The 13,560-nt window shown below is 36.9% G+C and carries 12 protein-coding genes, 3 pseudogenes and 1 riboswitch; of the genes and pseudogenes, 9 read left to right on the top strand and 6 right to left on the bottom strand.

Translation table 11 applies throughout. The annotated features are described in order from the left end of the window. Nucleotides 1-435 precede the first annotated feature (435 nt). The 3 genes and pseudogenes from D1839_RS21230 to D1839_RS19150 form a co-directional block, all read right to left on the bottom strand. Nucleotides 436-528, bottom strand: a pseudogene (locus D1839_RS21230) (SDR family oxidoreductase); the annotation flags it as partial. A gap of 48 nt (nt 529-576) precedes the next feature. Next, a pseudogene (locus D1839_RS19155) lies at nt 577-1,197 on the bottom strand (SDR family oxidoreductase); the annotation flags it as partial. 471 nt (nt 1,198-1,668) lie between these two features. After that, a riboswitch (TPP riboswitch) is annotated at nt 1,669-1,765 on the bottom strand. A gap of 478 nt (nt 1,766-2,243) precedes the next feature. Beyond that, a complete protein-coding gene (locus tag D1839_RS19150) occupies nt 2,244-3,302 on the bottom strand; it encodes an NAD(P)/FAD-dependent oxidoreductase (protein ID WP_199690429.1) in 1,059 nt (352 codons plus the stop codon). Nucleotides 3,303-3,696: 394 nt separating this feature from the next. Between D1839_RS19150 and D1839_RS19145 the strand changes: the two genes are divergently transcribed. The 9 genes from D1839_RS19145 (at nt 3,697) to D1839_RS20580 (ending at nt 11,230) form a co-directional block, all read left to right on the top strand. After that, nucleotides 3,697-4,527, top strand: a complete 831-nt coding sequence (locus tag D1839_RS19145; RefSeq protein WP_120381392.1) for an ABC transporter ATP-binding protein — start codon at nt 3,697-3,699, stop codon at nt 4,525-4,527. Further along, nucleotides 4,499-5,419 (top strand): iron-hydroxamate ABC transporter substrate-binding protein, encoded by a 921-nt coding sequence (locus D1839_RS19140; RefSeq protein WP_120381391.1) that lies wholly within the window; start codon nt 4,499-4,501, stop codon nt 5,417-5,419. The genes D1839_RS19145 and D1839_RS19140 overlap by 29 nt, the downstream gene beginning before the upstream one ends. Before the next feature lie 4 nt (nt 5,420-5,423). Next, the gene (locus tag D1839_RS19135) at nt 5,424-6,440 is read left to right on the top strand and encodes a FecCD family ABC transporter permease (RefSeq protein ID WP_120381390.1); all 1,017 of its coding nucleotides are present in this window, start codon (nt 5,424-5,426) and stop codon (nt 6,438-6,440) included. Then, on the top strand, nt 6,437-7,447 hold the full coding sequence (locus tag D1839_RS19130; RefSeq protein ID WP_120381389.1) for a FecCD family ABC transporter permease: 1,011 nt from the start codon (nt 6,437-6,439) through the stop codon (nt 7,445-7,447). The genes D1839_RS19135 and D1839_RS19130 overlap by 4 nt, the downstream gene beginning before the upstream one ends. Before the next feature lie 1,062 nt (nt 7,448-8,509). Next, the gene (locus D1839_RS19125) at nt 8,510-8,728 is read left to right on the top strand and encodes a hypothetical protein (protein WP_120381388.1); all 219 of its coding nucleotides are present in this window, start codon (nt 8,510-8,512) and stop codon (nt 8,726-8,728) included. 47 nt (nt 8,729-8,775) lie between these two features. After that, nucleotides 8,776-9,555, top strand: a complete 780-nt coding sequence (locus tag D1839_RS19120) for a class I SAM-dependent methyltransferase (protein WP_120381387.1) — start codon at nt 8,776-8,778, stop codon at nt 9,553-9,555. A 541-nt stretch (nt 9,556-10,096) separates the two neighbouring features. Continuing rightward, nucleotides 10,097-10,426: a hypothetical protein gene (locus tag D1839_RS19115; protein WP_120381386.1), complete on the top strand. Its 330-nt coding sequence runs from the start codon at nt 10,097-10,099 to the stop codon at nt 10,424-10,426. 152 nt (nt 10,427-10,578) lie between these two features. Further along, nucleotides 10,579-10,737, top strand: a complete 159-nt coding sequence (locus D1839_RS20585) for a hypothetical protein (protein ID WP_158589705.1) — start codon at nt 10,579-10,581, stop codon at nt 10,735-10,737. 331 nt (nt 10,738-11,068) lie between these two features. Beyond that, on the top strand, nt 11,069-11,230 hold the full coding sequence (locus D1839_RS20580; RefSeq protein WP_199690427.1) for a hypothetical protein: 162 nt from the start codon (nt 11,069-11,071) through the stop codon (nt 11,228-11,230). A 184-nt stretch (nt 11,231-11,414) separates the two neighbouring features. Here the strand turns inward: D1839_RS20580 and D1839_RS20570 are convergent. The 3 genes and pseudogenes from D1839_RS20570 to D1839_RS19095 form a co-directional block, all read right to left on the bottom strand. Beyond that, nucleotides 11,415-12,125: pseudogene (locus D1839_RS20570) on the bottom strand (hypothetical protein). After that, nucleotides 12,088-12,294, bottom strand: a complete 207-nt coding sequence (locus D1839_RS21500; RefSeq protein ID WP_442970636.1) for a group II intron maturase-specific domain-containing protein — start codon at nt 12,292-12,294, stop codon at nt 12,088-12,090. Before D1839_RS21500 ends, D1839_RS20570 begins: the two are co-directional and overlap by 38 nt. A gap of 338 nt (nt 12,295-12,632) precedes the next feature. After that, nucleotides 12,633-13,560: reverse transcriptase domain-containing protein (locus D1839_RS19095; protein WP_120381385.1), on the bottom strand; the 928-nt coding region annotated here is incomplete at its 5' end.

Genomic DNA, 13,560 nt, shown 5'->3' with positions numbered 1-13,560 from the left:
GCCTTTTTTAGATAAATTGTCCCTTGATAATCAAATATTTAATTATTTTTCTCTTGACATTTTACCGCAGGTCTTTTTCGGAATTTCTGTTAAACATATAGAAATCTCAGTTTTGTTTTATAAAGCAGCAAATTTTCCTAAGATAAGTACTTCTACATAAATATGAATTAATTCAGTTAAATAGTTATATTATTTAAAATTCACCAAATATTATTCACCTAATCAATTTTTAGATCTATTTACTTGCTTGGCTCTCTGTATTAGTTTCAAATCCTAGCAGAAACAAGCTCCGATAGTTTGGAGCTTGTTTTACTTGGGTTATGTATAATAATAGCAGTATTCTTATCACATTCATCTACATCATACTCATATAGATAAATTTAACATAAAGACCAATTCATAATGTCTAAATATCTCCCATGAAGTAGAGATTTTTTAATCCATAACTAAGCCACCATCAACCACTAGGTTTTGTCCTGTTACAGCTCGACTCAAAGGAGAGGCAAAAAACAGAACCACATCGGCAACATCTTCGGGGCGTAGTCACTTTTTGTAGCGGCGTTTCTTCTTTAATCAGCTTAAAAACCGCATCCGGAGTTTTAGCACTTGCATCTGTTTTGCTTAACAAACCACCAGATACCATATTTACAGCAATGCCATTTGGACCTAGCTCTTTAGCCATGGATCGAGTAAAACCAAGTAAAGCAGCTTTACCAGTATTATAATCGTGATAGGAACTGGATTTTGTACAAGATTCGTTCCAATATTTATGATACGACCAAAGTTCTGCCCCACCATATCTGCTCTTCCTGCTTGCAATGTGTGGAATGCAGCCTTTACACTTCCTTCAAATTGCGTTTGAAACTCATTCCACTTTATAGAATCTAACTTATTACGTAACTCTCCATTAAATGTAAAATCAATTAGTGCATTATTCACAATCGTCGTAATGGGCTTTTTAAAATAATTTCTCGCTTTTACAAACAAAGCATTTACTTCTTCTAGATTACGAACATCTGCCTGAATAGCAAGCGCTCGTGCATTGCCAATTTGCTCAACCACTTCCTCAGCTTTCTCCTTGTTCATAAAGTAGTTGACTACTACTTTTGCACCAGTTTTCCTAAAAGCTTTTGCAATTGCGGCTCCAAGCCCTCTACTTGCTCCTGTAACCAATACAACTTGTTCTTTTAGATCCATACTCAAAGACAACTTCTTAATATTAAAATTTTTATAAAACAAATCTTCCATCAGAGGGAGTTCCTTTTCATCCTCACTGATTGCTAGTGCCGTAGTGGTATGACTTAAAAACTTCTAAACGAATTGGGGATTTAGGTGCTGTTACCACCCGATTCTCTTGTTAGTTCACATCTTCCATCCTTGAAGTGGGAGCCTACAACGCCTTTTTACGGGATAAAGGAATCATGCCACTAAAACAGGGGTATGCCACCGTCTGGGCGGTCAGCCCATTATTAATCGCCCTTTCCTCTTAGGGACGAACCGATGAGGCCTTATCGTAGGGCGCATTTCTAAAGTCGCATCGTTGCTGAGCTCATGCGCCGAACGTAGCTTATTCGGTTATTTCATTATCCACAAGCACCTCATTTTCTACTTTCTTATCTTTCAAAAAAAGATCACTTATAGACAAGTGATCTTTTTGACAGAAAGTAGCATCCATAGAATTCACTTCCCTACGTCAGTTTTAACTGCATCAGGTTCAAAGGGTCAGAGTTTCCTCTTCTCAGCTAGAGCTCCCCTAGTGATCTATATTTTATTGTTACAGAATAAGTCTATCATATAATGAGAAACAAGCAAAAATCTGGATCATGCATATTCACGTTTAAGGAAAATTTAACACTTCAATTAGGCTGAGACAAATGTTTCAATTGCCGTAAAAGCTGCTCCATCACAAATTTGTGTTCCACTAAAGATCAGATAAGCGTTAACATCATCATTTTAGTTTTTTGATTCTCTATAGTTTGCATCTGTTTATCTCTTTCTATTAACCATTTATTATTTCAAATCTGCTTTTATTTATTAATGAAGAGGTAAAACTATTAATAGTTTAATGAATAATGAACGTCTGAGGAAGCAACTTGATAAGCGCTGAAAAAACAGCTCCCATTTCATAATGATGAAAACAGAAGCTGCTTCTTACACGATCTAACCCATTTACTAAATTAAAGCAAGACATCACTAGTAATAAGATGCTTAGATCACCTTTAAGGGCAATACTCTAACCTCGTCTATTCCTTCAACAGATCCGCTACGATTTTTTCGTTTCGCTTGTAGAGTTTTTGATTATGGGAGGATACCATTGCCGTTTTCGTTGCTTCAGGTTCAAGATAAAGCATAGCTTGATTCACTGCATTTGCTGCATCTTGAAAAGCACCAGCAATAAGATGCAACTTTCCGTCATGATATAAAATATCCCCAGCAGCAAATAAACCAGGAATAGAGCTTTCGCTACTGCTCGATCCAGATATGAAATAGTTGTCACTTATTTGAATGTCAAGCGGGCTATTTTCGAGTAGCGATTTGTCTCTATCATAACCATGGTTTACAATGACGTCATCGATTGGTATATATTGCACAACTCCGGACTCCCGATTTGTAAGTGCTACTTTCTCAATACAATCGCCAGCATCATTTGCTACTAATTCCGTAATTTGGGTTTGGGTAAAGCAAACAACGGAATTATTTTTTAGGTATGTAATTTGAGATTCGTGACACGAAAAATCACTCCGACAGGCAATATATACTCCTTTGGCAATACCTGATAATTCTTTCGCCCAATCCGTTGCAGAATTACCACCACCAGAAATCAATACACGCTTATTTTTAAATTGCTTTAAGTTCTTTACAGAATAATGGAGGTTTGTATCTTCAAAATCTATTGCATTAGGGAGTGGTAAACGTTTCGGATTTAAAATACCACCACCCACTGCAACAATGATTGTCTTGGAATAATGTATGGTTCCCGAGGCTGCTTTCACCATAAAGAGACCTGCTTCATTTTTGTCAATACATATAACTTCCTCATTCAGCACTACCTCAGGATCAAAAGTGAGCCCTTGCTGTACCAAGTTTTCAACGACTTGTTGTCCTGGAAGTGGAGGCATAGCGCCTATGTCCCAGACAATTTTTTCTGGATAAACGTTCACTTTACCACCTAGAAAAGGGTGGTACTCAATGATTTTTGTTTTCATTTCACGAAGCCCGCTGTAAAACGCTGAGAATAATCCTGCCGGGCCTCCCCCAATAATTGTTACATCATACACGTCTGAATCAGAGATAGGAATCATTTAAATACCCCCTCACAATTGAAAATGATTATCAGTTTCATTCATCGTACAATAATTGCAAAAATGTTGCAACCTTTTTCTAAACGCGAATGTAACAGATAAACTCCGTTCCAGCAGTCATTACTTTGAGTACAGAATAGAAATTTTATAGTAGTCGAATTCCTGAAGTAATTAAAGATAACTAACATTCAACCAATTTTTTATGCTTTTATTTTACTAGAAGTAATTGACAAGCAAGGGAAAAGCGTATATCATTTGGTAATGATAATCATTATCAATTATAAACAAAATAGAAATCACTGTTCCTATTTTAAAATAATGTAACAAACAACATCTGTCATTAGGCGATCAACAACGATTTTCATATCGTCATACTCAGCAAGGAGGTATATGCATGTATCGTTTAACTGCAAATGACTTAAGCGTTGGCTATGGAAAAAAGCCAATTGTACGGAATTTATCTGTTGAAATTCCAGATAAACAGATTACTTCGATTATTGGCAGTAATGGTTGCGGAAAATCGACTTTATTAAAAGCGATAACAAGAATCATCCCCTACGAAGAAGGCTCCGTGCTTTTAGATGGATCGCAGATTGCCACCATGAAGACAAAGGATGTCGCCAAAAAAATGGCCATTCTCCCACAAACACCGGATAGTGCAAGTGGTTTAACAGTCGGTGAATTAATATCTTATGGACGTTTTCCACATCAAAACGGTCTAGGACGACTAAAGAAAGCAGATATCGATGTGATTCATTGGGCAATGGAAGTAACCTCTGTATTAGAGTTTAAACATAGAACAGTCGATGAGTTATCCGGCGGTCAGAGACAACGTGTATGGATAGCGATGTCTTTAGCACAAGAGACAGATATCATTCTGCTGGATGAACCAACAACCTATTTGGATATGGCACATCAACTAGATGTTCTACAATTACTGGAGCAACTTAATAAGGAAGAAGGACGGACTATTGTCATGGTCTTGCATGACATCAATCAAGCAGCCAGATTTAGTGATTATTTACTAGCCATGCGTTCCGGGAAAATTATTCAATCAGGAAGTCCGCATGAAGTACTTACAAAAGATATGCTACGAAATGTATATGAGATTGATGGAGAAATTGCCACAGATCCTCGCACAGGCAAGCCAATATGTATTACCTACGATTTAATTAAGCAAAAGGAGAAGCACAGCTATGAAAAAACGATTCATTCTGTTATTTAGTATTATCATTCTTTTACTAAGTGCTTGTAATACCAATGAAGATAAGAAACAAGAAAAAGCGGCGTCGGAAAATGAAAAAGATACGATTACTTATGAATCCGAAAATGGCCCTGTAGAAGTGCCTGCAGATCCCCAACGTGTTGTTGTTCTTAGTCAATTTGCTGGGAACTTAATCAAGCTCGGTGGCAATATTGTTGGCGCTGATTCATGGGCGAAGGATAATCCTCGTTTTGAAGAATTAAAAGATGCGGCAAACGTTTCAGATGACAACTTGGAACAGATCATTGAATTAGAGCCAGATTTAATCATTGGTCTTTCCTCCGCCAAAAACATAGATAAATTAAAAGAAATTGCACCTACCGTTACATTTACTTACGGTAAAGACGATTATCTACAGCAACATATTGAAATTGGAAAGCTTGTTAATAAGGAAGAAGAAGCCCGCAAATGGGTAGAGAACTTTGAACGAGAAGCCAAGGAAGCAGGTAAACAAATTAAAGATAAAATTGGTGAAGATGCTACGGTATCCGTTGTCGAAAAGTTTGATAAACAATGGTATGTATTTGGCGATAACTGGGGACGAGGTACAGAAATCCTCTATCAGGCCATGGGACTAAAAATGCCACAATCAGTTGAAAAGCATGCTTTAAAAGATGGGTATTATGCCATATCAGAAGAAGTGATTCCAGACTTTGCAGGTGATTATTTAATTGTTAGTGACCAATCTGGCGCAAAAGATACCTCTTACCTAGAGTCCGATACTTTCCAAAGCATTCCGGCTGTTCAAAATGACAACGTATTTGTCATCGATGGAAAAAAATTTTACTTCAATGATGCATCAACACTTGAATATCAGTTGGAGTTTTTCAAGGAAAAATTTTTAGGTAAGTAACCAGGTGAAGAAGGTGGAGAAAGAAATCAATCATTCAGCTTTCACAATTAAATTAGTTATCACCATTATTCTATGCTTCTTGACGTTCCTTATAGCTACAAAAATGGGAGCAAAAGAGACTAGTTTTAGCGATGTTTTTCATGCGTTTTTCCAACAGGGTCATTCAGAAAGTTATTCTACTATTCGAGATATTCGCCTGCCAAGAGAAGTTGCAGTTATGTTTGTCGGTGCTGCCCTTGCTGTCTCAGGCGCAATTATGCAAGGAATGACACGTAATCCTTTAGCTGATCCTGGATTACTAGGTTTAACGTCTGGTGCAAATGCTGCGTTAGCATTTGCGCTAGCACTTTTGCCAAAAGTGGATACGTTCGGTATTATGATTGCATGTTTTATTGGAGCTGCTTTTGGAGCTGGTCTTGTCTTTGGTATCGGTTCTATTCAAAAAGGTGGTTTTACCCCTGTCAAATTAGTATTAGCTGGTGCTGCAATCTCTATCTTTCTACAAGCAGTGGCAGATGGTGTTGGCTTATATTTTAAACTCTCGAAAAACATTTCCCTTTGGACTGCTGGCGGTGCAATTGGCACGACATGGCAGCAACTAGCCATTATTGTTCCATTTATTTTAGTAGGCTTGCTATGTGCATTAATTCTATCACGCCAAGTAACCATTCTCAGCTTAAATGAAGAAGTAGCTATTGGTTTGGGACAAGAGACGAAGCGCATACGCTGGCTATTATTTTTCGTTGTGGTTATATTAACTGCTGCTGCTGTTGCTTTAGTTGGTAATATGGCATTTATCGGCTTAATGATTCCACATATGGTACGAGCAATAGTCGGTGTTGATTATCGTCAAATCATTCCTATATCTATTTTTGCTGGAGCCATCTTTATGCTGCTAGCAGATTTAGTTGGGCGAACAATTCATGCGCCAATGGAGACACCTGTGGTTTCGATTGTTGCTGTTCTCGGACTCCCTTTCTTTCTATTTCTCGTGCGAAAAGGAGGAGGAGCATTACAATGATCCCATCCTACTTAATACGAAAACAACGTATCATTATTCTTATTTTAGGAGTACTCATTTTCATCACTTCCATTATAGCAATTAGTGTCGGACCAGCTTCCGTGTCCATTAATCGCTTAATCCCAACTATCCTAGGAGATGGAACCTTTAAAGAAGATTTCGTGTTTTTCTCAATTCGCTTGCCACGACTTATTATTATTGTATTAGCAGGAATGGCGCTAGCAATTTCAGGATCCATTTTACAAGCGTTAACACGAAATGATCTGGCAGATCCGGGAATCATTGGAATTAACTCGGGGGCGGGTGCGGCAGTTGCTGCCTTCTTTCTATTCATGCCGATAGAAGTTGAGAGATTTGTGTATATGTTACCAGTTGTCGCTTTTATCGGCGCTTTGGTTACTGCCATGTTGATCTATTTATTTTCCTATCAAAGAAAAACCGGTGCAAAGTCTGTACATCTTGTTCTTGTTGGGATTGGATTTTCTATGGCGTTATCTGGTTTAATGGTAATACTAACGTCCGGTGCCAAAAGCGAAAAGGTCGATTTCATTGCAAACTGGCTAGCGGGGAATATATGGGGAACAGATTGGCCATTTATCATAGCGTTGCTTCCCTGGATTTTGGTTTTATTTCCATATACATACATGAAATCACACCAGTTAAACATTTTTGGGATGAGTGAGCCGGTTGGAATTGGACTTGGCATGCGGGTGGAAAAAGAACGAGTCATTTTATTGATGGTAGCCGTTGCCTTAGCAGCCGCTACCGTCTCTGTCACCGGTGGCATTACGTTTATCGGGTTGATGGCGCCACATATCGCAAAAAGGCTCGTTGGGCCCCGACATCAGCTATTCCTGCCAATCACTATCCTGATTGGTGCTTGGTTATTATTAGTAGCTGATACAATTGGCAGAAATATATTGCAGCCAGAAGGCATTCCAACAGGGATTGTCGTCGCAATTATTGGAGCGCCATATTTTATTTATCTACTATTACGGAGCAAATAATAAGGGGAGTGGGCAGATGCTCACTCGTTTTTTATACTATAAGAAAGTCTCGTAGTAATAGCGCGAAACGTTCCACCGACTATTGACTATTAGGAAAAGTGTTTATAGATAAGTCTTTCGTGCCGAAAGCGTTCGCTTTCACTATAAACACAAGGCGACAAGCCAAGATTTTCTATTGTAGCGGGAACTATTAACAAGGCGTGTGATGGCTAAATAAAAATCATGTAAAAATTTTCAAATTTATTTGCAAATAAGATAGTTGATAATATACACTGACATTAGGTGGATAGAAATGATATGCGGAGTAATTGGTTAAAATGGCAAGAGGTTGTCAACAAGGATCAGGCATCCCAACTATTTGAAGAAAAGTATGAGGTTTATATAGTATGTAAAAGAAGGAATGGGTATCCACAAATGGGAGATTAGATATGGAAGTTAATCACTCTTACAGGATAATTATCCAAAATCATGATACAGAAAATTTCGTGGATTAATTTCATAAATTAGTTGACGAGTAAAACGAAGATGGAGGTTGGGATAACTATAGTCTAGACAAGAAAAGCCAGATTAGATGTACAGCTTTTGCCGTTCAAATACTTGTAAGAGCAAATAATGATTAAAAGGAAACAATTCCCTGTTTTGATGATGCTATTTACAAAGGTCAAAAGTGGTTAATTAGTCAACAAAAGCCCAATGGTACTTGGTATGACAAAGAATGGGGGTTATATGATGCAATCAGTGTAAATGTGGGGACGTTATTATTTGTAAGAATGCTTCAAGGAGTGCCACAGGAAGTTAAGGATATGGCAGAAGAACCTTGGATTAAGGGGGTGGAATATTTATTATCTAAGCAATCTGTTGGAGATTATTGAGAGTATAAAGAAATGTAGGAGACTCCAGTTTGTGTGACAGCTCACCTTTTGCAAAAAACTGTTGGCTACGGAGATAAAGGGAGACAAGCTTCCATAAAGGCTATAGATTATCTCGTTAAGGCAGAGCACAGAAGGTCATTATGATAATGAAAACATGGACCATACTTGTGATAGTATAAGAGCGTTGATGTTGGCGAGTGAACTTTTGGATGATTTTCGTACAGATAAAACAATTGAAAGAGGTATGGAATGGCTCTTAGATTCACGTAATACAGACAATGGGTGGGGTGACTTTAAAAGCAATTTTTCAAACGTCTTATGTACTTTCGAAGGACTGGATACAATGATTAAATTCAGAAAATACAAAAATAAAACTAAAGAAAACGAAGAGGGAAAAGTCAAAAAATAGGGCTGTTCTCATTGTTCGTAAATCAATTGGAGGGTTAGGTTAATTATATGGCACATGATTTCAGTAATCTCAATAATAAATACACGTATGCGGAGAGGGGGGTTAACAAAACGTGGACCAATTTTATTCTTGAGAAGATTAATTTAAAGATGAAAAGAGTGGCTGACATTGGCTGTGGCGGTGGTATCTATACAAAAAAGATAGCTCAGCATGGCCCTCTTTCCGTAACCGGGATCGATTCTTCAAGCCGTATGTTAGAGGCTGCCCGATCAAGGAATAATGATGATAAAATTAAATATTTACTCGGAGACGCCGAGAATTTAACTTCTTTAAAAGATGGAGAATTTGATATTGTGTTAGAGAGAGCCTTAATTCACCATCTCCAATCTTTGAAAAATAACTTTATAGAAGTTAAACGGATACTAAACAGTGAGAGTGGGGTGTTCATTATTCAGGATCGAACTCCTGAAGATTGTCTGTTAGAAGGAACCCCAACGCACATTAGAGGGTATTTTTTTGAAAAGTTTCCATTTCTTGCCCAAGAAGAAGTAAATAGAAGGTTTTCAAACACTACAGTTAAAAGGTCTCTAGCTGATGCTGGTTTTAAGAAAATATCTTCATATAAATTATGGGAGATAAGAAGTATTTATAATGATGCTCAATCCCTAAAAGAGGATTTGAGTTCAAGAAGAGGCCGTTCAATATTGCATTGGTTAAACGAAGAGCAATTAAATGAATTAATAAATTTCATCCAAATTAAACTGCCTCAGGACTCTGAAAAAATCATTGAAAAGGATCGATGGACAGTATGGATCGCAAATTCGTAATGTTTCCAATTTGATTAGCACCATAGATTCCATAATGTTAAAGGCTGCAATTTTTATAAAAGGTCTAATTGAACTATTCCTGCCAATCACTAATATAAATTGTTTATTCAGCATGGAGAAGAAACTAATGCATTTATTGTTGGCCCCATTAGTATTATACTAAGAGCTATACCAACAACAAAGATAAATAGTGTAATAGGCGTTATATTGAATACCAATGGGGCGGTAAATAATAATAATGAAGTATATGCAATTAAAATCACTTGATAATTATTATTAGTATATTTATTTAGTAGGATAACTATGGGTATTTGAAAAATTATAACTACCAATGAAAGAAGTAAGAAGCATCTAGAATATAAAATAAACTGACTAGATTGGCTCACGTACAGTAAATATCAAATCAAAATTATAAAACATTGACTATTTAAAACATTACAGGTTTAGGTTACAATATATGGTAATTAGTCCCTTGAAAATTACGTAATTAATCGCATTATTTTATTTAAATAGATATCTTGGTTGGGAGGTAAAGAACAAATTGGGTAGAAGGCAAAAACAAAAAATAATGGTTCACTTTTTTATCTTCGCTACTTTTTTTATTGGTATTCTATTAGGCTTATACGGTCAAGGATTAGCATATTTTTTAAATGAAAAAGTGTACACTGCTATTTACCCTATACATTATTTAATAGCTTCCACAATAACCAGTATTAGTATGTTTTTAGTCTCCTTGCTATTTGTCTACGTTGCAGCTAAAAAGAAAGTAATAAATAAAACTATTTCTTCTAGATATGCATGGTCTATTTTTATTACTGGTTTTTTTATTTCTTGTTGGTCCATGTTTGTATTAGTTATGTGGTGGGGATAACTAGTAGGCTTTCCCTTGGTAGTAAAAAGAGTTTGTGTTCATAGTAAAGCAGGCACGTATGATATCTTAGAAACTAGGTCCCTGTACTTTTAATGTTTACATAACATACTTTTCAATATAATACGTTGTAATTGAAGGAAAGGAATGATTCAATGAAAAAACGAACAAAGTTTTTTTGTTATAACGTTGTTATACTATTGCTCGTTCTATTGCTCATGGGATGTGTAAGTGATGATAAGGAAAAATCAGAAACAGATTCCTCTGATAATGACACTAGTTTAGCATCTGAGAAAGAAACGAAACAGACATAAAAGAACGATCTAGACAACGAAGCAGAAGATGAAGCGGAATCAACTGGAACAGCAGGAAGCGCAACTACTAACCAGTCTAATAATGGCACTGACTCAACAGGCGAGCCTGAAAGTAGAGAAGAGAATGAATTATCCAATCATTCTACCGAGAAATGGAATACGCTCGAGTTTGGCTTCAGCTTGGAGAAATAAAGGATGGAGATGAATTGTATGTTCGACATATTCCAACTGGTACACCACTTAACCCTGACGATGAAACAAGCGTCAACTATCCAGAAACTTGCAGGTAGTCGCTTAGTAGATGGTTCCATAACCTACAGTAGTAATGGGGATGGAACCGTTAATGTATATAACGTTCCTTTACGTTTGGGATGGCAAGAACCCTGCAGGAGAAAAATTCTACACAGAAATTATTAAAACTAAGTTAATCAGCGTAAACCTTGGTGACAATAATCAAATTAGTGAGCTTATTGATAAGATCAATATTAATTAAAAATGGACAATTCGCTATAACCGGAACTGTCCTGTGTGTGGTTTTGAACGATCCTCAAGTCTTAAAATAACTATATGCATTCATTTTTCACTCAATATAGCTTGCCCTGCCTAAATAATATGGTTGATATCCGCATAACAGAATGAATATAGCAATTCTTTCTTAACGGAAAAGCATCTCCAAACTACTGCGAAAAAACAGTGTCAAAAGTATGCCTCATTTTATCATAAAGGCGCTTAAATACTTCCTCCTCGGAATAGAATTTTGTTTCTCTCTGTAACAATTCAAAGTAGGATACGATCACTCCACCGGCATTCGCTTGGATGTCTGGAATTATTACATTTCCCTTTTCACTTAAATAAGCATTTGATTCACCTGTAATAGGTTCATTTGCACCTTCTACAATAATTGGTGCTTTTATTTCCTACATATTATCTTTATGCACTTGTCTACCCATGGCAGCGAGAAAGAGTACGTCCACATCTAATGATAATAATTCATCACGGTGAAGCAGCTCAGCTTTAATCTCTGCATCTTTTAATTGTGCTTCACTAATTGGTAAATCTTTATTATGCTCATTTACAAATTTAACCAAACTGGAAATATCCAAACCATAAGAGTTATATAGGGTAATATTTCGATCGCTAACTGCTACTAATTTATTATTTATATGATTGCATTTATGCGCCTCAAGAGCAACTGAACCTACATTTCCAAATCCCTGTATAGCTATCCTTAAAGGTTTATCATAATTAGCTAGAGCAGTTTTTGCAAAAATATTATTACGTTCTTTCAACCACTTATACTGGTCCTTCATAAAATCGTTCATCATGTATCGAAATGTAAAATAAACTCCCTTACCTGTTGCTTCCTTTCTGCCTAGTGAGCCCACCATTCAATACACTTTTCCCTTTAAAGCTTCCTCTATACTTTTGCCCAGGAGCAGAGTACATTTCCGATTTGTAGAATTTACCATAGTAATTAATCCATCCTTGAATTATGGGATTAAACATATTGGAAAGGTCTGTGATATCTTTTTTTCTGCTTTCAATTGCAGTTTCCAGCTTCTGACTTTCTGCCGAATTGATTTCTTCGATTTATTACTAATGGCAGGGGTAAAATTCACAAAATGTTTTCCCCATCTATTCTTAGACAGTCGCGGTCTGAACGTATAACCTAGAAAATCAAATGAGATATTTTCATACTCTTCTTTTCTGTCTACATCCTTACAGTACACAATTTTCGTTCTGTCTGGATGTAGTTCAAGCTTACATTCCCTCATTCTTTCATCTAGACATTTGTGAATTCTCTTTGCCTCTTCCTCTGTCTTACAGTGGATGACTGAGTAAGTAGACCAAGGGAACCTCCCCCTTAGTCCCTCTCAGAACCGTACGTGAACCTCTCAGATCATACGGCTCCCATTATTCATCGCCGGTCGTATTCCATATTTCCAATGCGCAAATAACTCGCGTTCTCGTTGTGCAATAGCTCCTAACCAATGTTCTGCTCTTCTTCGATTTTTCCTCTTCTTGTATTTTCGACGAACCCATTTTACCAAGCAGCTATTGATATATCGTAATACACTGTACATCTCTGATTTATAGAAATGCCCATAATAATTAATCCATCCTTGGATTTTCTTATTAAACATGTTGGAAATATCCTCTAGTGTTTTGTCCACTTTGAGCTGTAATCGCCATCTTCTTACCTCTTTTCGGATTGCTTTCTTTGCCTTATCAGAAATGGCTGGTAAGAAGTTCGTGAAGAACTTTCCATATCTGTTCCTTGCATGTCTTGGTCGAAACGTATATCCTAAAAAATCAAACGAAATATGAGAATAATCTAACTGTCTATCTTCATCTTTACAATAGACCATTTTCGTTTTCTCCAAGTTCAGCTCTAGTCCCAATACTTTGAACCTTTCTTCCAGTCTTCGCTGAAGGTATTTCGCTTGCTTCAGTGAAGCACAATGCGCTATACCATCATCTGCATATCTTGCCCACGGAATAGTTGGAAATTCCTTTGTCATAAAATCATCAAAGGTATAATGAAGGAACAGGTTTGCCAGAACTGGACTGATGACCCCTCCTTGCTGAGTGCCAAATGTTCGCTCTGTTAGTGTTCCGTCTTCTGTTTGAAAAGGTGTCGTTAGCCACCTTTGTATATATAGGATGACCCAGTCTTGATTGGTATGTCGTTTCACCATTTCCATGAGATAATCATGTCGGATATGGTCAAACAGTCCTTTAATGCCAAATTCTAATACCCAATCTTTTCTCCAACACCTTTTCCTTGTAACCTCGATTGCTTGAATAGCCGATTTGTTTGGT

It is taken from the genome of Roseburia sp. 1XD42-34 (genome assembly GCF_009917385.1).
Taxonomy (GTDB): domain Bacteria; phylum Bacillota; class Bacilli; order Bacillales; family Amphibacillaceae; genus Virgibacillus.
Note: the sequence above shows the minus strand (reverse complement) of the source record. Positions and strands in the feature narration are given on the sequence as shown.